The organism is Thioalkalivibrio sp. ALRh, from assembly GCF_000381425.1.
In the GTDB taxonomy this organism is placed as follows: Bacteria; Pseudomonadota; Gammaproteobacteria; order Ectothiorhodospirales; family Ectothiorhodospiraceae; genus Thioalkalivibrio.
Genome location: NZ_KB906519.1, coordinates 944156 through 965075, shown reverse-complemented (window position 1 = coordinate 965075; position 20920 = coordinate 944156). Strand labels below are relative to the sequence as shown.

General features: G+C 63.4%; 24 protein-coding genes. 14 read left to right on the top strand and 10 right to left on the bottom strand.

Annotated elements, in window-relative coordinates:
• Positions 1-80: 80 nt before the first annotated feature.
• The 6 genes from folB to fetB all read left to right on the top strand — a co-directional run bounded on the left by folB (position 81) and on the right by fetB (position 4729).
• Positions 81-446, top strand: coding sequence for a dihydroneopterin aldolase (gene folB / locus F791_RS0104640; RefSeq protein ID WP_019592250.1), 366 nt, complete (start codon positions 81-83; stop codon positions 444-446).
• 254 nt (positions 447-700) lie between these two features.
• Positions 701-1414 (top strand): TorF family putative porin, encoded by a 714-nt coding sequence (locus tag F791_RS0104635; RefSeq protein ID WP_019592249.1) that lies wholly within the window; start codon positions 701-703, stop codon positions 1412-1414.
• Between the two features lie 65 nt (positions 1415-1479).
• Positions 1480-1818, top strand: a complete 339-nt coding sequence (locus tag F791_RS0104630; protein ID WP_012981610.1) for a P-II family nitrogen regulator — start codon at positions 1480-1482, stop codon at positions 1816-1818.
• 37 nt (positions 1819-1855) lie between these two features.
• Positions 1856-3109, top strand: coding sequence for an ammonium transporter (locus F791_RS0104625; RefSeq protein WP_018138249.1), 1254 nt, complete (start codon positions 1856-1858; stop codon positions 3107-3109).
• Between the two features lie 202 nt (positions 3110-3311).
• Positions 3312-3932: an ATP-binding cassette domain-containing protein gene (locus tag F791_RS0104620; protein ID WP_018994518.1), complete on the top strand. Its 621-nt coding sequence runs from the start codon at positions 3312-3314 to the stop codon at positions 3930-3932.
• Positions 3923-4729: an iron export ABC transporter permease subunit FetB gene (gene fetB / locus F791_RS0104615; RefSeq protein ID WP_012981613.1), complete on the top strand. Its 807-nt coding sequence runs from the start codon at positions 3923-3925 to the stop codon at positions 4727-4729. Before F791_RS0104620 ends, fetB begins: the two co-directional genes overlap by 10 nt.
• Before the next feature lie 288 nt (positions 4730-5017).
• Here fetB and F791_RS0104610 read toward each other — a convergent pair whose 3' ends face one another.
• The 3 genes from F791_RS0104610 to speE all read right to left on the bottom strand — a co-directional run bounded on the left by F791_RS0104610 (position 5018) and on the right by speE (position 6698).
• On the bottom strand, positions 5018-5302 hold the full coding sequence (locus F791_RS0104610) for a type II toxin-antitoxin system RelE/ParE family toxin (protein WP_012981614.1): 285 nt from the start codon (positions 5300-5302) through the stop codon (positions 5018-5020).
• Positions 5302-5529 carry a ParD-like family protein gene (locus F791_RS0104605; RefSeq protein WP_012981615.1) on the bottom strand — a complete coding sequence of 76 codons (228 nt, stop codon included), beginning with the start codon at positions 5527-5529 and terminating at the stop codon, positions 5302-5304. Before F791_RS0104605 ends, F791_RS0104610 begins: the two co-directional genes overlap by 1 nt.
• 317 nt (positions 5530-5846) lie before the next feature.
• The gene (gene speE, locus F791_RS0104600) at positions 5847-6698 is read right to left on the bottom strand and encodes a polyamine aminopropyltransferase (protein ID WP_019592248.1); all 852 of its coding nucleotides are present in this window, start codon (positions 6696-6698) and stop codon (positions 5847-5849) included.
• Between the two features lie 314 nt (positions 6699-7012).
• On the opposite strand from speE, the gene speA reads away from it, so the two are divergent.
• From speA to typA, 3 genes are all read left to right on the top strand, one after another.
• Positions 7013-8917: a biosynthetic arginine decarboxylase gene (gene speA, locus F791_RS0104595; RefSeq protein ID WP_019592247.1), complete on the top strand. Its 1905-nt coding sequence runs from the start codon at positions 7013-7015 to the stop codon at positions 8915-8917.
• 4 nt (positions 8918-8921) lie between these two features.
• Positions 8922-9170, top strand: coding sequence for a YcgL domain-containing protein (locus F791_RS0104590; protein ID WP_018138978.1), 249 nt, complete (start codon positions 8922-8924; stop codon positions 9168-9170).
• Positions 9171-9587: 417 nt separating this feature from the next.
• Complete coding sequence (gene typA, locus F791_RS0104585; protein WP_018175170.1) at positions 9588-11408, top strand: translational GTPase TypA; 1821 nt, start codon at positions 9588-9590, stop codon at positions 11406-11408.
• Positions 11409-11567: 159 nt separating this feature from the next.
• Here typA and F791_RS0104580 read toward each other — a convergent pair whose 3' ends face one another.
• From F791_RS0104580 to F791_RS0104565, 4 genes are read right to left on the bottom strand one after another with little or no spacing between them, the layout of a single operon-like run.
• Positions 11568-13025, bottom strand: coding sequence for a hypothetical protein (locus tag F791_RS0104580; protein WP_019592246.1), 1458 nt, complete (start codon positions 13023-13025; stop codon positions 11568-11570).
• A 45-nt stretch (positions 13026-13070) separates the two neighbouring features.
• Positions 13071-14315, bottom strand: a complete 1245-nt coding sequence (locus tag F791_RS0104575) for a PilX N-terminal domain-containing pilus assembly protein (RefSeq protein ID WP_019592245.1) — start codon at positions 14313-14315, stop codon at positions 13071-13073.
• 45 nt (positions 14316-14360) lie between these two features.
• The gene (locus F791_RS0104570) at positions 14361-15137 is read right to left on the bottom strand and encodes a prepilin-type N-terminal cleavage/methylation domain-containing protein (protein ID WP_019592244.1); all 777 of its coding nucleotides are present in this window, start codon (positions 15135-15137) and stop codon (positions 14361-14363) included.
• Positions 15131-15682, bottom strand: coding sequence for a GspH/FimT family pseudopilin (locus F791_RS0104565; protein ID WP_019592243.1), 552 nt, complete (start codon positions 15680-15682; stop codon positions 15131-15133). Before F791_RS0104565 ends, F791_RS0104570 begins: the two co-directional genes overlap by 7 nt.
• 190 nt (positions 15683-15872) lie before the next feature.
• On the opposite strand from F791_RS0104565, the gene F791_RS0104560 reads away from it, so the two are divergent.
• The gene (locus tag F791_RS0104560) at positions 15873-16289 is read left to right on the top strand and encodes a type IV pilin protein (protein WP_019592242.1); all 417 of its coding nucleotides are present in this window, start codon (positions 15873-15875) and stop codon (positions 16287-16289) included.
• Positions 16290-16320: 31 nt separating this feature from the next.
• Here F791_RS0104560 and F791_RS0104555 read toward each other — a convergent pair whose 3' ends face one another.
• Complete coding sequence (locus tag F791_RS0104555) at positions 16321-16854, bottom strand: Tfp pilus assembly protein FimT/FimU (protein ID WP_019592241.1); 534 nt, start codon at positions 16852-16854, stop codon at positions 16321-16323.
• A gap of 163 nt (positions 16855-17017) precedes the next feature.
• Here F791_RS0104555 and F791_RS0104550 point away from each other — a divergent pair, with 163 nt between their 5' ends.
• The 3 genes from F791_RS0104550 (at position 17018) to F791_RS0104540 (ending at position 18626) form a co-directional block, all read left to right on the top strand.
• The gene (locus F791_RS0104550; RefSeq protein WP_019592240.1) at positions 17018-17884 is read left to right on the top strand and encodes an SUMF1/EgtB/PvdO family nonheme iron enzyme; all 867 of its coding nucleotides are present in this window, start codon (positions 17018-17020) and stop codon (positions 17882-17884) included.
• Between the two features lie 139 nt (positions 17885-18023).
• Positions 18024-18302 (top strand): type II toxin-antitoxin system RelE/ParE family toxin, encoded by a 279-nt coding sequence (locus tag F791_RS0104545; protein ID WP_081622264.1) that lies wholly within the window; start codon positions 18024-18026, stop codon positions 18300-18302.
• A gap of 24 nt (positions 18303-18326) precedes the next feature.
• Positions 18327-18626 (top strand): HigA family addiction module antitoxin, encoded by a 300-nt coding sequence (locus F791_RS0104540; protein ID WP_019592239.1) that lies wholly within the window; start codon positions 18327-18329, stop codon positions 18624-18626.
• 97 nt (positions 18627-18723) lie between these two features.
• Here the strand turns inward: F791_RS0104540 and F791_RS0104535 are convergent, their stop codons facing one another.
• Together F791_RS0104535 and F791_RS0104530 are read right to left on the bottom strand one after the other, a co-directional pair.
• A complete protein-coding gene (locus F791_RS0104535) occupies positions 18724-19263 on the bottom strand; it encodes a protein disulfide oxidoreductase (RefSeq protein WP_019592238.1) in 540 nt (179 codons plus the stop codon).
• Complete coding sequence (locus F791_RS0104530) at positions 19260-19691, bottom strand: hypothetical protein (protein WP_018175180.1); 432 nt, start codon at positions 19689-19691, stop codon at positions 19260-19262. Before F791_RS0104530 ends, F791_RS0104535 begins: the two co-directional genes overlap by 4 nt.
• 135 nt (positions 19692-19826) lie before the next feature.
• Between F791_RS0104530 and nadA the strand changes: the two genes are divergently transcribed.
• Positions 19827-20909, top strand: coding sequence for a quinolinate synthase NadA (gene nadA, locus F791_RS0104525; RefSeq protein WP_018649186.1), 1083 nt, complete (start codon positions 19827-19829; stop codon positions 20907-20909).
• Positions 20910-20920 lie beyond the last annotated feature (11 nt).

Here is a 20920-nt window from a genome sequence, read left to right as displayed (position 1 = left end):
GATAACGGTTCGGTGTACCTGCTGTGGGCAAGCCAGTACGATAGGCGCCGGCCGCCAAGGCCGGACCGCGAAGGTACGGGATGGATCGAATCTACCTCAAGGATCTGCGCATTGATGCCGTCGTCGGTGTCTATGACTGGGAACAGCGCATCCGGCGCCCCCTGCGCTTTGATATCCAGCTGGCCACCGACACGCGCATCGCCGCGCACTCGGGCGAGATCACGGACACGGTCGATTACGAGGCGGTGGCCAACGCCGTGCGCGCGATCGTCACGCGCGAACCCCACGCGCTGCTGGAATCGCTGGCCGAAGAGATCGCGGAGGCCCTGATGGCCGAGTTTCGCACCCCGTGGGTGCGTATCGAGCTGGGCAAGCCCGGCGCCGTCGCCGGTGTGGCCGAGGTGGGCATCGTGGTCGAACGCGGCACCCTTCCGGCCTCCACCTGATCCTTTTGCGTCTGCTCCTGTCCTAGTTCGCCTCGACCCCGGCCGTGCGGCCGGTCACAGATTCCTCATTCCTTGACCCAATATGGTGCGTGTGCACTTTTAGTGCGCACCGCTTTTGTGCGTGCCGGCGTCGTTCGCCTGCAACAGGTGTTGTGAAAAGCCGATCTGGCTCCGTTTTCCCGATATGGCACGGCCTGTGCAAGGACCGGGTGTCGACTACGCGACACTCGATTGCACAACTGGGAGAACACAACATGAAGAAGTTCACTCGTTCCGCACTGGCCGCCGCCATTGTCACTGTCGGCTCCACCGGCGGTGTGGCCTTTACCTCGACCGCCGCTGCGGAGCTTTCCGTGAACATTGGGGCGGTTTCCAATTACTACTTCCGTGGTTTTTCTGAAACCGATGATGGTGCCGCAATCCAGGGTGGCATCGATTACGAACATGAGTCCGGTTTCTACGTCGGTACCTGGCTTTCCAATGTCGACTTTGGCGACGACACCAGCTACGAGATGGATCTTTATCTCGGTTTCGCCGACGAGTTCGACAATGGCTTTGGCTACGATGTTGGGTACCTGTATTACGCCTACCCGGACGCCCGTGATGACAGTGGTTCCCTGAGCGCCGACTTCGGCGAAGTGTACGGTGAGATTTCGTTCGATACGGGGCCCGTGGGTTTGTACACCGGGATGGCCTATGTCGTGAACGACAGCAGTGATTCTGCGCTCGAGAAAAAGGATATGTACTACTACGCCGGGTTGGATATCCCGTTCATGGATGTCTACAGCGCTGGCTTCCTCGTGGGTCGCACCAACTTCGATGACTCCGATCTCGACAACTACACCCACTACACCGCCAGCCTGAGTCGCGACGCCGGCGACTGGGGCGAGTTCAGCTTCAACCTCGAATACGTCGATGAGTCCGACGAGGACGTTGGCGCCTGGGTGGGCTGGACCAAGACGTTCTAAACCTGGCTTTTCCACTCAAGTAACTGCGGGTCCGCCCAGCGGCGGCCCCGCTCAAGGAGTCCGAAATGAAGATGATTACCGCCGTGATCAAGCCGTTCAAGCTTGATGATGTCCGCGAGGCGATCTCGGAGATCGGCGTGCAAGGAATGACCATGACCGAAGTAAAAGGGTTTGGTCGTCAGCGCGGCCACACCGAGCTCTATCGCGGTGCCGAGTACGTGGTCGATTTTCTGCCCAAGGTGAAACTGGAAGTGGCTGTCGACGAAAACCTGGTCGATCAGGTAGTCGAGGCCATTTCCAAGTCTGCCAGTACGGGCAAGATCGGCGACGGCAAGATTTTTATCACTCCGGTGGAGCAGGTCGTGCGTATTCGCACGGGCGAGACCGGCCCGGAAGCCCTTTAAGGGTTTTCGCACTTCCATCGAATGAGGAATTTCAATCATGGAAATTGAACAACAAGTTGTCGAACTCGCCTATGCGATGGACACCTTTTACTTTCTGGTGGCCGGTGCACTGGTGATGTGGATGGCCGCGGGCTTTACCATGCTCGAGGCTGGGATGGTGCGCACCAAGAGTGTCGCCGAAATCGCTACCAAGAACATCGCCCTGTATTCGATCGCCAGCATCATGTACATGCTGATCGGCTACAACATCATGTACGGCGATGGCCTGAGCTCCGTGATCCCGAGCCTGGGCTTCCTGATCACGGGTGACAATGCCGTGGGTGACGTGCTGGGTAGCGATGGCGACATCTACTACTCCGATCGTGCCGACTTCTTCTTCCAGGTCGTATTCGTGGCCACCGCGATGTCCATCGTCTCGGGTGCCGTGGCCGAGCGGATGAAGCTGTGGGCCTTCCTTGCCTTTGCGGTCGTGCTGACCGGCTTCATCTACCCGATCCAGGGCTTCTGGAGCTGGGGCGAAGGCTTCCTCGACCAGATCGGCTACCTCGACTACGCCGGTTCCGGCATCGTCCACTTCACGGGTGCCGCTGCGGCGCTGGCCGGTGTGCTGCTCCTTGGGGCGCGCAAGGGCAAGTACGGCAAGGACGGCCAGATCAACGCGATCCCGGGCTCCAACATGCCGTTGGCCACTCTGGGCGTGCTGATCCTGTGGTTGGGCTGGTTCGGCTTCAATGGCGGCTCCGAGCTGAAGGTCTCGGACATCGAGTCCGCCAACGCCGTGGCCGCCGTGTTCGCCAACACCAACCTGGCCGCGGCCGGGGGTGTGATCGCTGCCCTGATCACCACTCGTCTGGTGTTCGGCAAGGCCGATCTGACCATGGCGCTGAACGGCGCGGTCGCGGGCCTGGTGTCCATCACCGCCGAGCCGCTGATGCCCAGCCCGTTCCTGGCGATGATCATCGGTGCCATTGGTGGCGTGATCGTGGTCTTCTCGATCGTCGCGCTGGACAAGCTGAAGATCGACGACCCGGTCGGGGCGATCTCCGCGCACGGTACCGCCGGTATCTGGGGTGTGATGGCGGTGCTGCTGTCCAACCCGGACGCGACGTTCTTCGGCCAGATCGCGGGCCTGCTCGCCATCTTCGCCTTCGTCTTCACGGCTTCCCTGATCGTCTGGGCCATCCTGAAGGCGGTGATGGGCATTCGCCTGAGCGAAGAGGACGAGGACATCGGTGCCGACATCACCGAGTGTGGCCTCGAGGCCTACCCGGAATTCACCGGGAAGCAGTAAACATTCGAAACGCGCGCAGGGGTTCGGCCTGGAGGGCCGGGTCGAACCCCCAAAGTGTCTCCTTCGACGCCGACAGCAACAGTCTCCCAGGACTCAAGGATGTTGGCTTTCAGGGCGCCTCCCCGGCGCCCTCTTTTTTTGCCCCCGCGAAGCCCCGCGGGTTCGGTTACGATTCCGCTTTCGCCTGACCGGAACCGCCAGCATGGATCGCCTGTTCGAAGCACATGAGCTGAAAACGGCCCACCTGGGCCCGCTGGAACTGCAACTCCAGCCCGGCGAGCTGGTGCAGCTTACCGGTGCTTCAGGCTCCGGCAAGTCTCTGCTGCTGCGCGCGCTGGCGGACCTGGATCCGAATACCGGCGAGGTCCGCCTGGCTGGTGTGCCCCGCGACTCGATGACTCCGGTGCAATGGCGCCGGCAGGTCGCCTATGTGCCGGCCGAGACCGCCTGGTGGGACGAGCGCGTGGATGATCATCTACCCGCCGATTTCTCGCGCGAGACGGCGCTGCACCTGCTGGAGCAGGTTGCCCTTCCGGAAGAGTCCCTGCACTGGGAGGTCGAACGCCTCTCCAGCGGCGAGAAGCAGCGCCTGGGCCTGTTGCGCGCATTGCTGAACCAGCCGCGTGTCCTCCTGCTGGACGAGCCCACCGCCAACCTTGATCTGGAAAACACTAGGCGCATCGAACGCGCGGTACGCACATATCTAGCGGAGGAAGAGGCGGCGGCCCTTTGGGTCAGCCATGACACGCTGCAACGCCAGCGCCTCGGTGGACGCATCCTGACCATCAGCAACGGCAAGCTGGAGGCCCCCGCATGGAGCTGATCTCGCTTTCCCCATTCGATCTGAGTCTGGCGGCGCTGCTGGTCGTCGCGCTGGCCGGGGTGACCGTCTGGGCGCGCATGGGCCTGGGGCGCAGCCTGCTGATCGCCGGGGCGCGTACCGTGATCCAGCTGCTGCTGGTCGGGCTGATCCTGCAGACGCTGTTCGACCACGCCCAGCTTGGCTGGGTGGCGCTGATGGCCGTGGTCATGCTCGCGGTGGCCGGCTACGAGGTGATGGCGCGCCAGCAGCGCCGCTTCGCCGGGCTCTGGGGCTACGGGATCGGCACCGTCACCATGTTCATCTCGGCGTTCGCAGTCACGGTGCTGGCACTGACCACCATGGTCGGTCCGACCCCCTGGTGGGAGCCGCAGTACGCGATCCCGCTTTTGGGCATGCTGCTCGGCAACACCATGACCGGCATCGCGCTGGGGCTGGACCGCCTGACCCAGACCGTCTGGCGCGAGCGGCGCACCATCGAGGGCCGGCTGGCGATGGGGGCCTCCTGGAGCGAGGCGGTCACGACCATGCGCCGCGAGGCCGCGCGCTCCGGCCTGATGCCGACCATCAACGCCATGGCCGCCGCCGGCATCGTCAGCCTGCCGGGCATGATGACCGGCCAGATCCTGGCCGGCGCCCCGCCAGTGGAGGCCGTGAAGTACCAGATCCTGATCATGTTCCTGATCACCGCCGGTACCGGCTTCGGCACCCTGGGCGCTGTCTGGTTCGCTTCCCGCCGCCTGTTCGATACCCGCGAGCGCCTGCGCCTCGACCGCCTCAAGGCCGGCCGCCACGCCTAGTCACGAGCTCAATGCACCCTGCGGCGTTTGTGGTGCCCGTCATCGCGAGGCGCGCAGCGCCGTGGCGATCTCCGTGGGCGGCCCTGACGCCGGCCGGGGAAGGCGTCGGGGGGTTCGTTGGGAGATTACTCGCTGCGCTCGCCCTTCGGGCCGGCCGGCGGCCGTTCAACGCGCTTCGCGCTTTTTTGCCACGGCCCCTGCGGGGCCTCGCAATGACGGGTTATTGAAGCCCCGTAGGATGCGCTGAGCGCAGCGAACCGCATCGGTCAGATACACGTCCGGGCGGCATTAAGAATCGCGTTTCAGGTCCCGGTAGAAGTTCTCGTGTGTCCCCAGCAGGAGCAGGTGGCGCGTGCGAGGATCGTACTCATAGGCGAGCAGCATCAGTTGCCCGCGTGATTTGAACTTGTAAACCATGACCCCCGCCAGATCCCCTTTCTTGCTGGTACCCAGCTCGGGGTCGCGGATGATGTCGGCGACCGCGTCGTCCACGTCCGCCTTCTGGGCAGGGTGCAGGCGCTTGTAAGCGCGTCGGAATCGGGTGCTTTGCAGCACCTCCACGCCTGTAGTCATCAGTCGCGCTGGCCCTCGGGCGTGAACGGCGTGGCCAGCTCCCGGCCCTCGGCACGCGCGATCAGGAGTTCACAGATGAAGTCGATGGGCAGGTCGGGATTGTCCATGGCGGTACGCCCGACCTCGGCCCAGAACTCGATCTGGCCGGCGATGGTTCGGTGCTCGGCCTTCGCGTGGGCGCGGGCCTGCTGGTAGAGCGTTTCATCAATGCGGACGGGCAAACTCATGGCCTGCTCCTATTGCTACAAATGTAGTAATGGTAGCGCGCGCCCGAATTGCCAGCAAGAAAACGCCCGGATTGGTGCACCCTGCGGCGTTTGTGGTGCCCGTCATCGCGAGGCGCGCAGCGCCGTGGCGATCTCCGTGGGCGCCCTGACGCCGGCCGGGGCAGACGTCGGGGGTTTCGTTGGGAGATTACTCGCTGCGCTCGCCCTTCGGGCCGGCCTGCGGCCGTTCAACGCGCTTCGCGCTTTTGTGCCGCGGCCCCTGCGGGGCCTCGCAATGACGGGTTATTGAAGGGCCCCGCCAGGGGCCTGGCGCGCGATCAGGCGAACAGCTTGCGACGGAAGAACTCCGGAGTAGCACCGGCGGCGCGGTGGATCGCGGCGTTGTAGTAGTGCGTGACAAACGGCAGTTCCTCGGCGGCCTCTTCGCGCAGGAACGACACCGGGGCGTCCTTCGCGGCGATGGTGCAGGTCCACCAGCCGGAGGGGTAGGTGGCCTGCGGGAAGTGCATCGTCAGGGCGTCGATGAAATTCGCCGCGCGCAGGCTGTCGTGCATCGGGCGGATGATGCTGTCGGTGTGCAGCAGCGGCGATTCGCTCTGCTGCACCAGCAGGCCATCCGCGCCCAGGGCCTTCACGCAGTCCTTGTAGAACGCGGTGGAGAACAGGCCTTCGGCCGGGCCGACCGGGTCGGTGGAGTCGACAATGATCACGTCGATGGAGCCGGGTGCGGCGTCCTTCAGGTACTGCACACCGTCATCGAACAGCAGCTCGGCGCGCGGGTCGTCGTTGGCGTCGCACAGCTCCGGGAAGTACTGTTCGGACAGGCGGGTGACGCGCTCGTCGATATCCACCTGCACGGCGCGCTCGACCTCGTCGTGCTTGAGCGCCTCGCGCAGGGTGCCGCAGTCGCCGCCGCCGATGATGACCACGTTCTTCGGGGCGCTGTGCGAGTACAGCACCGGGTGCGACATCATCTCGTGGTAGATAAAGTTGTCGCGGCCGGTGAGCATCACGCAGTCGTCGATCACCATCAGGTTGCCGAAGGCCTCGGTCTCGTAGATCTCGATCTTCTGGTACGGGGTCTGTTCCTCGTGCAGCTTCTGCTTGATGCGCAGGGACAGCGCCATGTCTTCGTGCGGTTCGCTGAACCAGTTGTTGTCGAGTGCCATTGGCGGCTCCCCTTGCCGGTGCGGTGGACGGTATGATGCGCCGCTATGATAGTGCCCTGTATCCTGCGGGCAACTCCGCTCTTCTCGTCATTGCGAGGAACCGTAGGCGACGACGTACAAAAGCAGCGAAGCTGCGTTGAACGGCCGCCGGCCGGCCCGAAGGGTGAGCGTAGCGAGTAATCTCCTGAATGAGGGCAGTGCGCTTGGGTGCCCTGCTTGCCCCTGGTGTTCGGGTGGATCATGAAGGCGATTGCCACGTCGCTTCGCTCCTCGCAATGACGGGGCTTTCCTAGCTTTTAAAATCCGGGAATACCATGACCGTCACGCCCTGGAATCTGGATGAGGCCCGCGCCACCTACGGTATCGATCACTGGAACGGTGGCTTCTTCGAGGTGAACGCCGCAGGCCACGTGGCGATGCGCCGTGCGGACTGGCCGGATCACCCCGGCGTGGATCTGTACGAGCTGGCGGGTCGTCTGCGCGAGGAGCATGTGGGTCCGCCGGTGCTGGTGCGATTCCAGGATGTGCTGGACGGCCGGGTGCGCCGCCTGGCGCGGGCCTTCGACACCGCCGCGCGCGAGCTGGAGTACGAAGGTGCGTTCACCGCCATCTACCCGATCAAGGTCAACCAGCAGCGCAGCGTGGTGGATCAGATCCTGGCGGCCGGCGATCAGCCGGATGCCGCGGGGCTGACCCCGCGTGTGGGGCTGGAGGCCGGCAGCAAGCCGGAGCTGATGGCCGTGCTGGCGCAGTCGCGCCCGGGTGCGGCGATCATCTGCAATGGCTACAAGGACCGCGAATACGTGCGCCTGGCGCTGATCGGGCGCCAGCTCGGGCATCGCGTGTATATCGTGATCGAAAAGCCCTCCGAGCTGGAGGAGGTGATCCGCCAGGCCGAGGCCATGCAGGTCGAGCCGCTGCTGGGTCTGCGCGTGCGCCTGGCCTCGATCGGCAAGGGCAAGTGGCAGAACACCGGTGGCGAGAAGGCCAAATTCGGCCTTTCGGCGGCGGACGTGCTGGGTATCCTTGAGCGCCTGCGCGGTCTCGGCTGGCTGGACCGGCTGCAACTGCTGCACTTCCACATGGGTTCGCAGATCGCGAACATCCGCGACATCCAGAATGGCATGGGCGAGGCGGCCAGCTACTTCGCCGCGCTGACCGAGGCCGGTGCGGCCCTGCGGGTGGTGGATGTCGGCGGCGGTCTCGGAATCGACTACGAGGGCTCGCGTTCGCGCAACGAGTGCTCCATCAACTATTCGGTGGAGGAGTACGCGCTGAACATCCTGCGCCCGCTCAAGCGCATCTGCGAGGAGCAGGGCCTGGCCATGCCCGAGGTCTTCAGCGAGTCCGGCCGTGCCCTGACCGCGCACCACGCGGTGCTGATCACCAACGTGATCGACTGCGAGCCGGCCCCGGGGGATGGCGATGTCCCGCCCACAGAGGATGGCGAGCTACCCGAGATCGCCGCCATGCGCGCCCTGCTGGAGGACGGCGAACGCCCGGCCTCCGAGATCTACCACGATGCCGCCTACGGCCTGTCCGAGGTGCAGGCACGCTTTGCCCGCGGGATGCTGTCGCTGGCGGACCGTGCCCGCGCTGAGGCGATCTACTTCGCCCTGTGCCAGCGCCTGCTGGCGCGGCCCGAGGCCCTGCCGGCGGAGATCCACGCGGAACTGACCGACAAGCTGGCGGACAAGGTCTTCTGCAACTTCTCCGTGTTCCAGTCGATCCCGGACACCTGGGCGATCAACCAGATCTTCCCGATCATGCCGCTGCACCGGCTGGACGAGCGGCCCACCCGGCGCGCGGTATTGCAGGACCTGACCTGCGACTCCGATGGCCACATCGAGCACTACGTGGAGCGCGAGGGCACGCATACCACGCTCGCCCTGCACCCGTGGAACGACCGCGAGCCGTACTACCTCGGCATCTTCCTGGTGGGCGCCTACCAGGAGATCCTTGGGGATCTGCACAACCTGTTCGGCGACACGGATACCGTGAACGTTGAGCTGCTGCCCGAGGGCGGGTACCGACTGGTCGACCCGGAGCGTGGCGATACCGTCGACGAGCTGCTCTCCTATGTGCACTTTGCCCCGGATGACCTGCGCCGCGCCTTCCGCGCCAAGATCGACGCGGCCGGCCTGCGCGGCGAGGCCGCGGGCCGGCTGCTGGCCGAGTTGGAACACGGCCTGACCGGCTACACCTATCTCGAGGACTGAACCCATGCAGTGCTATGTCTACCGCGCGACCCGGCGCGCCGATACCTACGTCTACCTGCCGCAGAAAGACGACTTCTCCGAACTCCCCGATGGCCTGACCCGTGCACTCGGGCGCCTCGAGTTCGCCCTGGAGTTCGAACTGACCCCGGAGCGCAGCCTGGCCCAGGAAGACCCGCAAAAGGTCCTGGCCAACCTCAAGGAGCAGGGCTTTCACCTCCAGCTCCCGCCCCCGGAAGACGAACCCAGCACCTGATCTCCCGCGCGGTCGCCCGCACATGGCGCCGCCAACCCCCTCGAACCGACCCTTGCTCGGGCTATCCCGGACCCTCGAAGCCTCCACACGGTCATCCCGGAAACCGCCAAGCGGTTATCCGGGATCTCATGCGTCGGGGTATTCCGAACCCTTGAGGCCGATCCGGCGCGGGAGATCCCGGCTCTTCGCTGCGCTGCGGCCGGGATGACCGGGGCAGGGTGACTGTGGGCGGGGTAACGAGGTGAATCGGTTGCGGCCGAGGCCGCCGGTTACCGATGCAGGGCAGGTGGTCGATGTGCTGCGCTGGCGGCGCGTGAAGGCGAAGGAGCCTGCGCACAAAACAGGGAAGTCGCAGCGCGGTCACGAATAAGTCTGTATAGTGTCGGCCCTTTTGCCAGTATCCAGAGTTCGTATTCCATGACCGAGAAGCTTCGCAACATCGCCATCATCGCCCACGTTGATCATGGCAAGACCACGCTGGTCGACCAGCTCCTGCGCCAGTCCGGCACGCTTGATGCGCGCGGCGACCACGGCGAGCGGATCATGGATTCGAACGCGATCGAGAAAGAACGCGGGATCACCATCCTGGCCAAGAACACGGCCATCGAATGGCAGGACTACCGCATCAACATCGTCGACACCCCCGGACACGCCGACTTCGGTGGCGAGGTCGAGCGGGTGCTGTCCATGGTCGACTCCGTGCTGCTGCTGGTGGACGCGGTCGACGGCCCGATGCCGCAGACCCGCTTCGTGACCCAGAAGGCCTTCGCGATGGGCTTCAAGCCGATCGTGGTGGTCAACAAGGTCGACCGCCCCGGCGCGCGCCCGGACTGGGCCGTGGACCAGGTGTTCGACCTGTTCGATCGCCTCGGCGCGACCGACGAACAGTTGGACTTCCCCATCGTGTTCGCCTCCGCCCTGAACGGCTTCGCCGGCATGGATTCCAGTGTCACCGAAGGCGACATGACCTGTCTGCTGGAGACGATCGTCGAGCATGTGTCCCCGCCGAACGTCGACGCCGACGGCCCGTTCCAGATGCAGGTCTCCTCGCTGGACTACAACTCCTACCAGGGCCTGATCGGCATCGGTCGCGTGAAGCGCGGGCGCATCAAGCCGAACACCCCGGTCAAGGTGGTGGACCGCGAGGGCAAGGTACGTAACGGCCGCATGTTGCAGATCATGGGCTTCCATGGCCTGGAGCGTGTCGAGGTCGCGGAGGCCCGCGCCGGTGACATCATCACCTTCACCGGCATGGACGAGCTGTACATCTCCGACACCCTGTGCGATCCGAATAACGTCGAGGCGATGGAACCGCTGACCGTGGACGAGCCGACGGTGACCATGACCTTCCAGGTCAACACCTCGCCGTTCGCCGGGCGCGAAGGCAAGTACGTGACCTCGCGCGTGCTGCGCGACCGCCTGCTGGAAGAGCTCAAGCACAACGTTGCCCTGCGCGTGGAAGAGACTGACGACGCCGACAAGTTCAAGGTCTCCGGGCGCGGCGAACTGCACCTGGGCATTCTGATCGAGAACATGCGCCGCGAGGGCTACGAGCTGGGCGTCTCGCGCCCGGAAGTGGTCATCAAGGAAGTGGACGGCGTGAAGCAGGAGCCCTACGAGGCCGTCACCGTTGACGTCGAGGAGCAGCACCAGGGCACGATCATGGAAAAGCTCGGCGAACGCCGCGGCGACATGACCAACATGGTGCCCGACGGCAAGGGCCGCGTGCGCCTGGACTTCATCATCCCGTCGCGCGGGCTGATCGGCTTCCAGACCGAGTTCATGACCGCGACCTCCGGCACTGGCATCCTGCACCACATCTTTGACCACTACGGCCCCTATCAGCCGGGTGCGGTCGCCTCGCGCCAGAACGGCGTGCTGATCGCCAACGCCGCCGGCAAGGCGCTCGGCTTTGCCCTGTTCAACCTGCAGGATCGCGGCAAGCTGTTCATCGGCCCCGGCGACGAGGTCTACGAGGGCATGGTGATCGGCCTGCACTCGCGCGAGAACGACCTGGTCGTGAATGCGCTCAAGGCCAAGCAGCTGACCAACATCCGCGCTGCCGGCACGGACGAGAACATCCAGCTGACCCCGCCGATCCGCATGACCCTTGAGCAGGCCATCGAGTTCATCGACGACGACGAACTGGTCGAGGTCACCCCGGAAAACATCCGCATCCGCAAGAAGTTCCTGCTCGAGCACGAACGCAAAAAAGCCGCCCGCGCCGCTTCGGCGTAACGGTCAACGCCAGCGCCTCCTACAAGGGGCAAGGCAATAACAGGCGCCCGGCCGGGTTACCCGCCGGGCGCTTCTCGTTTCGGTGCCGACCCTCGAACCAAAAGGCTAAGTCCTGACGCTCAAACTACCTTCGTGTTGCCCTTGAGGGTGTGTCTCCCTTCAAACTTCTCCGTTGGTGCCGTCGCCCCCATCATCGGTGTCTGTTGGAGACGTGTCTTCCCCCGGCGGAGGAGCGCACTCACGACCAAGCGGATCATCCGGGTTGATCTGATCCAATGGGTCAAACAAGCAATAGTTCATGCTGGAGTTGTAGCGGAATAGGGATTCTGGTGACCCCGGAAGGAGGTCTTTAAAGTAATTCGCCGCGATGGTCAGCCTTCCTTCTACCAAGTTGCCTTGGTTGTTGACTCGGTCGCGGCAGGTTGTCTGTCCTGACAAGCGACGGGTCAGCAGGAAGGTGTGTCCCAGTGGGCGGTCCTGGGCGAGCATGACCTCGGGATCGAGCACAAATCCCACGGGTGAGAACTCGAATCCTTCAGGTGGTGTCCCCAAGTCTAGGGGGGTATAGGAGCCATCGGATGGGCTTATTCCGATCCCAAACGATAGCCCCTGTTCTGCGTCGTAGCCACGATAACGACGGCGGAGGGAGCTGGTGGGCGTGGGGTCGTTCCATAACCCGGTAGCTTCCTCGTCAGGTTCCGGGTCGCCTACACATACGGTGCCGTTGACATCTCGGACGTCGGCGGTGGTCGAAACGAGGCCAATGTTGCCAAACCAGCCTCGACCAACGTAGCAACGGTAGAATTTTCCAATTAGATCCCCACTTTGGCCGGGAACAGTGTCTACTGTCTCACCCCCACGCAGATAGATATTGACATTCGCGCAGTAGCCCGCATCGGATACCTCCACGCGGAAATCTTCAAGGTCGTCTTCTTCGTCGTATGCGAGCAGGTAGCCGGCGATGGTACTGAAGCCCTGATTTTCCGGGACCTCCATAACGAGTAGAAGATCGCCGGAACTTTCGTCCCGCAGTTCGAAACGATCGCCGTCTTGCCACACTTCGACGCCATCCCCGCGGGCTTGCAGAAGAGTTGCATCCGCGGACGGTTGCTCACCGTCATATGGGAGGCGCGCATCGCCGGAAGGACTGCTGATCCGGTCCTGCGATGGAAGTCTTCCGCGGGCAAGGTTGATGGTGTTAGCGGGATCCGTCCACGCAACATGGCTGGAACTCCGGACCTCCTGGGTGCCGCCTCGTGCGTCATTCCAGCTGATCGTGAGGTGGACTTCGAGCCATTCGATATTGTCGTCCGTGTCACGCGTCTCTGTGATGTCAGCCGATACGTCGAATACAGCGTTGACACCAGTGATTCCGCTAGCCTCCAAGTTTGCGATCGCATCCTCAATAGATTGCCGGGTGAGTGCATTGCGGAGGCCGTCGAGTCTGGAGTCGGCAAGCTGAATGGCCTCTGCGCGAGCCTTGGAGTCGCCAGATGCGGCGACAAGCTCCCCGTGCAGTTTGGCAATGGCCAGCAGACCCACGGACACGACTACGAGCGCGATCAATGCCTCGATCAGACTGATGCCGCGAGCAGATTTGGTAGATTGGTGTCGCATGTGTCGCCTCGGTACAGGGTGTTCACCCATTTGAGCGGCCAAAGGTTAGAAACTGGTCCAGTCGCGCCACGAGCCTGAAGTGACTCCGCGCGCCCCGACATTGGCGCCGCCTCCGGCGGCGACAGGGTCAAAGATGAACCGGGGCGTGCCGGCTATGGATGTGGTGGGGTCATCGATGATCGCGTCGCCTTCGATGATGGCGGCGCCATAGAATTCAGGGTTGCCTGTGGCATCCAGGTCCCCGGTTACGTAGAGAATGCCGTGGAACTCATCAAAATTGCCACGCACCGTGAGATCGCCATTGACTACCAGAATTACGGGATTGTCTCGGCTACCCACGTTGTCCTCGAGACGTGTGTCTCCTTCAACCCATATGACCTGGCCCCATTGGTCGGGCGTGATCTCCGGGCCGCCGCCTTGGGTGCTGCCCACCAGCTCGTGGTTTGCCATCCGTTCCCGGTACTGGGTCTTGCTCATGCCCATGAAGCTGCGGAAGAACACGTCGGGATCGATACGCAGGCTTGGATCAAAATCGACCACATCTAGTCCTTGGTCGTCCTTGGTGCTCATCATCCTGTAGATGTCGTCACCGGGGCGGGGGACAGGATCTTCCAGTCTGGGTGGCTGTTGCGCCGGGTTGCGCATGAACGTGGCGCCAGTATTGCTGTTGATGCCCGCAGCGTCGCCCGTCCGAATGGTCATGTTGGTATAGGCGTTGTACACCTCGGCGTTCCCCCTGATATCGACCCCCCCTCGGGTCAGAAGTGGATTGTCGGGAGGGTTCGCGACAGCAGGGCCTGCCTGCATCCCCAGCATGACCGCCTTGCGGGAGGAGAAGTCGTCGCTCCAGCCGCAGGAGAGAATCGTTGCCTCCCGAAGGTTGTCATTATTCGGGTCACTTGGGTCGTTCGCATTCCAGGTCAATTCGCGGTTTGCAACCTCGCTGGTGGGGAAGTTTTCCGGCGTGGGTGGGCAAACTCTGTCGATGTGGTTGAAAACGGTGTCAGTGGAAGCCTCTGGGGCCAGGAAGACCGCGCGCCAGGTGCGGTCGTCCGCGTCCTCCGGTTGCAGGCGCATGGGTATGTTGCTGCCCTGCATGTGAGACATAGCTCTTTCCAGGCCGCCCTGCGCAGCGCTTGCGGTTTGTTTCATTCGGATTTCGTTAGCGGCCATCCTTTGCTCCAGAATCGACGTCTGTGCGGTGAAGATGACCGTGATGGTTACCGCAACCATAATGACCAGCGCGATCACTAGGGTCGCGACGCCGCGCTGTTGCCTCCTGGAAGCCATCGGTAGATGGGCTGTTCTCATGAATGGTCTCTCCAGGGTCGATCTTTAGTTGGGGGCAAATATCCGCTGATTGCGAACGCTGATTGTTTCTTCGAAATCGATCCGGCTGTCCGGAGAGGAGGTGTGGGAGGCCTCCATTGTGATTCTGATACGACGAGACTCGGCAAATATGTCGCCGGGTTGGGCGTTCAGCTGGTCACATGTGTCCGCAAAAGTTTCAGATCCGTCATCCGCGATTTTCATGCAGCGCGTTGGAGATGTGTCGAACTCAAGTCGTCCGACCCGGGTTGTGGCCGGATCAGTCAGGTCTTCCCAGGTGCCGGTGGAGCAGTCCTGCGTGCTGTTGATGCTGCTGGTCAGCATCTGGATGGTCTCGTTCTCGAGGCGGTAGCCGAATACATACTGTGACGGTGGGGGAGCGTCGAAGTCTGCGGTCTCTATGTCATAGGCGAACGTGGGGTCGTAGGCCAGCAGTATGCAGGTGTCCCCGTGGACCGTGATGTTCAAGTCTTCGCCCATGAAGGGGTTTTTGGCAGGCTCGTCATCGTTCGGTGGAGTGATGCGAGCAGGATGGGAGTAGCCAGCGCGTCGAATGTCATTGGCCATTAGATCCATCGCGATCCGGGTTTCCTGAGCGAGCCGTGCCTCCTGGGTCACGAAAGCGGCACCGCGGATAACCGTGATGTACAGAGCGATCGTTCCGGCCACAACAATCGTCCCAACCAGAATTCCAATCATCAGTTCCACTAGCGTGAAACCCTCGTGCCGCTTGCGTGCAGGCGTGAGTAGGGGGCACATGCGGATGTGCGTGCGGTTCAACATGCGCTGTAAGCCCCCATAGCCCGATTGGTTCCGCAGGCGCGAGGGCGACCGATGAGGTTGATCTGTACCTGCATTTCGAACTCGTTGGGCGACGAGGTGAATACGATGTCGGATCGGTCGCCCTCGACGGTGCCGCGTACGTGATTGAAGGTGATGGTGTTTTCGCCGGTCATCGAGACGTTGCGGAAATCGTCCGAGCTGGTGGTGCGCAGCACCGGGTCCTCTTCGCCCGCCATTACGATGGTGCATGCGTTCGGGGTGGCCGGGTCGTCGAGCCTGCAGTCGCAGGCGGGCGTGTTCGATATGCCGTGACACCAGTCGTTGCCGTCGGCCCAAGTCACGAAATGGATGTCCTGGCCCTGCTTGATTGCTTCGCTTCGCGCGGTCTGGATCTGGTCGAGGGCGCTCTCGGCTGCACCGATTACGCGCCGTTGTTCGGCCAGGTTGAAGGCGGGGACGGCCAGCGTGATCAGGATCACCAGGACGGCGATGGTGATCATCAGCTCGATCAGGGTGAATCCGGACTGTCGGGAGGTTGCAGCCATGCACGGGTCCTGTTCGGAGTGCCGGAAGGTGTCGACTCTCATTATACGGTTTGGGGTATGTTGGGCATGGCGCACGGCTACCGCTCACGGGGCGAAAGAGACCCTTCGTCGATCTGGAAGGGGGCGAGTGGCTCGGCTTGTGGTGGAATTGGGTGTAGCCGTATAGCTGTTCCTAGAGGGAGAGAGCGGGATGGACCAGACAAAACGCCGGATGGCCGGATTTACGCTGATCGAGGTGATGATCGTGGTGGTGGTGATCGGAATCCTTGCGGCGATTGCCTATCCCTCGTACCAGAACCACATCCTCAAGTCCCAGCGCGCGGATGCTCATGATTCGCTGCTCCGCATCCAGTTGGAGCAGGAGCGGTGGCGGGCGAACAACCCGGAGTACACCGGAGATCTTTCGGATCTGGGGCTTTCTTCCCTGTCAGACGATGAGCATTACGAGTTGACGATCTCCGATAGTTCCGGATCCAGCTTTACGGCGACGGCCTCTCCGCAAGGGCGTCAAGCCAATGACTCAAGGTGTCAGACCATTACTCTCACGGTTACGGGCGGTTCTGCCGATCGTGACGGGTCTCCAGGAGGTAGGGAGGAGTGTTGGTGAAGTGGCGCGCATTTGGCTGTCTGGAGCATGTTTATGGCTCGAACTGACAGTCTGAGTGCAGTTCACTACGCGGTCGGCCTAAGCTGCTGACGATCACGCGCCGCCCCTCCTCGGCGCGGCCGCATACGGTGAAGCTGCCCATCTGAAGGGCGCCACTGGTGCGCTGGGTCGTTCCGTGGGGCACGTACGAGACGTAGTTCCGAACCGGTGAATTGCCGCTGACCTGGATGTTTGCCAAGTTCGGGGCGGCATACCCGATCAGCGGGTCTTCGTCGGCGCGCTTCCCCGTGCTTCTTGTATCCGCAAACCAGATCCAGCCATCCACCCAGATGCCGTCATCACGGCAGGTCTCGCCGTCGCTGGAGGGGCACAGGGTGACGCGCACGTTGCGCTTGAGTGCCTCGCTTCGCGCCAGGTGCATGGCGTTGAGCAGGCTGTTGGTGGCACCGATGACGCGTTGCCGCTCGATCATCTGGCTGAAGGCCGGGGCGGCCAGCATTGCCAGGATGGCAAGCACGCCGATGGTGACCATCAGTTCGATGGCCGTGAGGCCTTGGTGGCGCATCGCTTCTCCTCCCTGAGATCGCGTGCAAGCCCGAGCCTAGACTACCTTGAGGTCTCTCGCCAGCCTTTAGCGGGGAACGGCCCCAGGCGGATGTTGCCTATAGAATGGGCGCGCCCGACTGGCGGGCACCCTATGCGGTTCAAGTGCGGGTTGGAAGGAGTCAATGGCGAAGAGCGTTCAGGACTTGGAGCAGGCGGATCTGCTGGATCTGCAGCAGCGGGCGGCGCGCAAGGCGCGGCTGGATATCACGTTTCGTGACGAGGCGCGTTCGGGTGCGCTGACGCCCGAGTTGCAGGTGATTCCAGCGGGTGAGGGCGAGATCGGTGCGGATGCCTCGGAGTACGGGCATCAGGAGCACGAGTCGCCGCGGCGCTATGTGGTGCTGGAGAAGCCCTTTGCCCTGGGCCGCTTTGCCGTTACGCGCGAGGAGTGGGATGCCTTCGCCGAGGCGGCAGGCTGGGAGCCCTGGGACTGGCTGGTGTGGCCGCGGACCCCGCGCACGCCGATCTTCAACATCAAGCCCGCGTCGATCCAGCAGTATCTCGAATGGCTGAGCGAGGAGACCGGAAAGCGCTACCGCCTGCCCACCGAGGCGGAGTGGGAATACGCCTGCCGGGCCGGTACGCGCACGCCTTTTGCCTTCGGCGAGGTGGTGGGCTGCCGCGACGTGCACTTCAACTCCCTGTTTCCCTATGAGGAGCGCCGCCAGCGCCGCAGGTGGTACATCCCGGCTTGTTTCCCGCTGTCCCGTCCGCTGGATGTCGGCAGCTTCCAGCCGAACCTGTGGGGCCTGTACGACATGCACGGCAACGTGCAGGAGTTCACCTCCTCACCCTGGCATGACAACCATGCCAGCCTGCCGCGCGATGGCGTCTATCGTCGCGACCCGGACAACGAGTGGGTCGTGGTCAAGGGCGGCTCGTGGTTCGACCCGGCCGTAAACACCCGCAGCGCTGCCCGGCGCCGCCGCAACATCGACGAGATGGACACCAATCTCGGCTTCCGCGTCCTGCGGGAGTTGGATGATTAGGCGCTCGGTTGCCTGAGCACGATGCGTTTCGCTTTGCTCAACGCATCCTACGGTCGGGTGGCGATGCGTAGGGTGCACTGAGCGCAGCGAACTGCACCATTAGTTTGCTGCTTACCGTTAAGCGTTATATTCTGTTTCCATGATCAGAAGCTTTCGGTGTAGGGAAACCCGGGCGCTGTTCGAAACGGGCAGGAGTCGGCGTTGGTCGAGCGTTCGACCAATCGTGGAGCGCAAGCTGATTCAGCTTCAAGCGGCGGAGACACTGCAGGATTTGCGGTCTCCGCCGGGGAACCGGCTGGAGGCCCTGTCTGGCGACCGCGAAGGGCAGCACAGCATTCGAATCAACGCCCAGTGGCGCATCTGTTTCCGGTGGACGGACGAAGGTCCCGAGGATGTGGAGATCGTCGATTACCACTGAAGGGTTCCGGAAGGAGGTTAGACCATGAGCACAAGCGGTATGCGACCCATCCATCCAGGCGAGGTCCTGCGCGAGGAGTTTCTTGCCCCGTTGGATCTCAGTGTGAACGCGCTTGCTGGGGCATTGCATGTTCCGACGACGCGCATGAACGACATTGTGCGCGAGCGTCGTGGCATTTCGGCTGACACGGCCATGAGGCTGGCGCGTTATTTCGGCACTTCCGAGCGTTTCTGGCTGAACCTCCAGCTCGAGTATGAACTGAGGCAGGCGCAACTCGAACTTTCGGAACGCGTGCGTCGTGAAATTGAGCCGCGGGCGGCTTGAGTGGCGGCAGCGAGGGCGCGGGTGGACATGAGGTCGGCGTGGGGTGCGCTGAGCGCAGCGAATTGCACCGTCTCGACGTGAGACTGCTCAGTTTTCCCTACAGCCAACGAGCGAGCCAGAGGCGCAGGCGCAACTCCAGGGGCGGGGCGTAGCCCTGCTTGCGGAAGACGATCTCGCCGTCGGGGTTGATGATGAAGGTCGCGGGTACGCCGCGGACGTTGTATTGCGAAGCGAGTGCGCCCTGCGGGTCGTTGACCACGGCGAGTTCGCGCTCGCGTTCGTTCAGGTGCTCCAGCACCTCCTCCGGCGTGCCGGACTGCATGGAGACCGTGAGCACCGGGTGGCTCTGCGACAGGCGCACGATCTCGCCTTCCTCCAGGCGACAGATCGGGCACCAGGTGGCCCAGAAGTGCAGCAGCATGGGCTCGTCCGCGTAGTCGGCGAGCGTTACTGGCGTGCCATCCAGCAGTTGTGCCTCGAATTCGGGTGCCGGGCCCTCGACCATGTCGCGCGCCATCCAGGCGCGTACGGCCAGGAAGATCAACAGCGCGATGCCGATCTGGACGCCCCAGCTCAGGGCGCGGCGGCGCCGGGAAGGCTTCGGGCGTTGCGGTTTTTCGGGGCGAGTCTCGGTCAACGGATCATCTCGGCTTGTCCGGGGCGGGCGCGGGTCCCGCGTTTTTTCGGGCCCTTGCGCACCGCAATGCGCACCAGTTCGTCTTCGTCATCCATCAGTTGTTCCCGCTGCGCTTCGGTCAGAAGCGGATTGCGCGCGACGAAGTAGCGCAGGTTCGGGTCGCGGTCGTTCACGCAGGCCTCGACCTGTTCCGGTGTCAGGTCGGGGCGCTTGGCGCAGTTCAGGCGCACGGTCTGGTTGGGGTCGGCCAGCAGCAGGGCGACCTCCTCGGGCGTGAGGTCCATGCGGCGGGAAAAGTAGGCCTTCACCTGTGCGTGCTGGTCGCGGACCAGCAGGGGGCGCCAGTGCGCCTCCAAGTCCGCGGACAGGGCCAGGTCCATGCGCTCTTCAAATGACAGCGCCTTGTATTGGCGGGTGAGGTCGTCCATCGCGTGGGCATTATAGGCGCCCGGGTTGGGATGCGCGGGCACGCCCCCACAATGTGTAGGAACGACAGCGCCCTGGGGCCTGTCGTACTATTAGCCAACGATAATTTGCCCCGCATGCCGGGGTGTTGAGGACCCATGACCGCACCGGTGGCCGAAATTCCGATCTTCCAGGTTCCGCGCACGGATCACGTGACGGCTTCGCTGCATTCGTTGAGCGATGCCCAGCGTGACGAGCTGGTGCGCCGCATCAAGCGCCTGCTGATCGAGCGTAACGCCGTGCTGGTGGCCCATTACTACGTGGACGAGTCGCTGCAGCGGCTGGCGGACGAGACCGGCGGCTGCGTAGCCGACTCCCTGGAGATGGCGCGCTTCGGCAAGGAACACCCGGCCGAGACGCTGGTGGTTGCCGGGGTGCGCTTCATGGGTGAGACGGCCAAGATCCTGAGCCCGGAGAAGCGCGTGTTGATGCCGACGCTGGAGGCCGAGTGTTCGCTGGATCTTGGCTGTCCGGCAGAGGAGTTCGCGAAATTTCGCGCCCAGTATCCGGACCACACGGTGGTCGTGTACTCCAACACCTCGGTGGACGTAAAGGCACAGGCCGACTACGTCGTTACCTCGAGCATCGCCGTGCCGCTGGTCGAGCATCTGCGCGATCAGGGCAAGAAGGTCCTGTGGGCGCCGGACAAACACCTGGGCGACTACATCCGCCGCACCACCGGTGCCGACATGGTGCTGTGGGACGGCTCCTGCGTGGTGCACGACGAGTTCCGCGCCTGGGCGCTGGAGGACCTGCGCGGCCGCCACCCCGGTGCCGCGGTGCTGGTGCATCCGGAGTCACCGCGCGAGGTCATCCATCAGGCCGACGTGGTGGGCTCCACCAGCCAGCTGATCGCGGCGGTGAAGAACCGCCCGGAGCAGGAATTCATCGTTGCCACCGACAAGGGTATCTTCTACAAGATGCAGCAGGCGGCCCCGGGCAAGACCCTGATCGAGGCCCCCACCGGTGGCCACAGTGCGACCTGCACCAGTTGCGCCCACTGCCCGTGGATGGCCATGAACGACCTGGTCTCGCTGGCCGAGACGCTGGAAGATACGGCGGAGCCGGCGAAGAACGAGATCTTCGTCGACGAAGCCGCGCGCCAGAAGGCCCTGGTGGCCACGCAGCGCATGCTCGACTTCGCCGCCGAACACCGCAAGGCCACCGAAGGCGACGCCTGAATATTTGAATG

What these genes read in the sequence shown, in the direction of transcription:
- folB (WP_019592250.1), top strand. Translation starts at nt 81, where the DNA reads ATGGATCGAATCTACCTCAAGGATCTGCGCATTGATGCCGTCGTCGGT.
- F791_RS0104635 (WP_019592249.1), top strand. Translation starts at nt 701, where the DNA reads ATGAAGAAGTTCACTCGTTCCGCACTGGCCGCCGCCATTGTCACTGTC.
- F791_RS0104630 (WP_012981610.1), top strand. Translation starts at nt 1,480, where the DNA reads ATGAAGATGATTACCGCCGTGATCAAGCCGTTCAAGCTTGATGATGTC.
- F791_RS0104625 (WP_018138249.1), top strand. Translation starts at nt 1,856, where the DNA reads ATGGAAATTGAACAACAAGTTGTCGAACTCGCCTATGCGATGGACACC.
- F791_RS0104620 (WP_018994518.1), top strand. Translation starts at nt 3,312, where the DNA reads ATGGATCGCCTGTTCGAAGCACATGAGCTGAAAACGGCCCACCTGGGC.
- fetB (WP_012981613.1), top strand. Translation starts at nt 3,923, where the DNA reads ATGGAGCTGATCTCGCTTTCCCCATTCGATCTGAGTCTGGCGGCGCTG.
- F791_RS0104610 (WP_012981614.1), bottom strand. Translation starts at nt 5,302, where the DNA reads ATGACTACAGGCGTGGAGGTGCTGCAAAGCACCCGATTCCGACGCGCT.
- F791_RS0104605 (WP_012981615.1), bottom strand. Translation starts at nt 5,529, where the DNA reads ATGAGTTTGCCCGTCCGCATTGATGAAACGCTCTACCAGCAGGCCCGC.
- speE (WP_019592248.1), bottom strand. Translation starts at nt 6,698, where the DNA reads ATGGCACTCGACAACAACTGGTTCAGCGAACCGCACGAAGACATGGCG.
- speA (WP_019592247.1), top strand. Translation starts at nt 7,013, where the DNA reads ATGACCGTCACGCCCTGGAATCTGGATGAGGCCCGCGCCACCTACGGT.
- F791_RS0104590 (WP_018138978.1), top strand. Translation starts at nt 8,922, where the DNA reads ATGCAGTGCTATGTCTACCGCGCGACCCGGCGCGCCGATACCTACGTC.
- typA (WP_018175170.1), top strand. Translation starts at nt 9,588, where the DNA reads ATGACCGAGAAGCTTCGCAACATCGCCATCATCGCCCACGTTGATCAT.
- F791_RS0104580 (WP_019592246.1), bottom strand. Translation starts at nt 13,025, where the DNA reads ATGCGACACCAATCTACCAAATCTGCTCGCGGCATCAGTCTGATCGAG.
- F791_RS0104575 (WP_019592245.1), bottom strand. Translation starts at nt 14,315, where the DNA reads ATGGCTTCCAGGAGGCAACAGCGCGGCGTCGCGACCCTAGTGATCGCG.
- F791_RS0104570 (WP_019592244.1), bottom strand. Translation starts at nt 15,137, where the DNA reads ATGTTGAACCGCACGCACATCCGCATGTGCCCCCTACTCACGCCTGCA.
- F791_RS0104565 (WP_019592243.1), bottom strand. Translation starts at nt 15,682, where the DNA reads ATGGCTGCAACCTCCCGACAGTCCGGATTCACCCTGATCGAGCTGATG.
- F791_RS0104560 (WP_019592242.1), top strand. Translation starts at nt 15,873, where the DNA reads ATGGACCAGACAAAACGCCGGATGGCCGGATTTACGCTGATCGAGGTG.
- F791_RS0104555 (WP_019592241.1), bottom strand. Translation starts at nt 16,854, where the DNA reads ATGCGCCACCAAGGCCTCACGGCCATCGAACTGATGGTCACCATCGGC.
- F791_RS0104550 (WP_019592240.1), top strand. Translation starts at nt 17,018, where the DNA reads ATGGCGAAGAGCGTTCAGGACTTGGAGCAGGCGGATCTGCTGGATCTG.
- F791_RS0104545 (WP_081622264.1), top strand. Translation starts at nt 18,024, where the DNA reads ATGATCAGAAGCTTTCGGTGTAGGGAAACCCGGGCGCTGTTCGAAACG.
- F791_RS0104540 (WP_019592239.1), top strand. Translation starts at nt 18,327, where the DNA reads ATGAGCACAAGCGGTATGCGACCCATCCATCCAGGCGAGGTCCTGCGC.
- F791_RS0104530 (WP_018175180.1), bottom strand. Translation starts at nt 19,691, where the DNA reads ATGGACGACCTCACCCGCCAATACAAGGCGCTGTCATTTGAAGAGCGC.
- nadA (WP_018649186.1), top strand. Translation starts at nt 19,827, where the DNA reads ATGACCGCACCGGTGGCCGAAATTCCGATCTTCCAGGTTCCGCGCACG.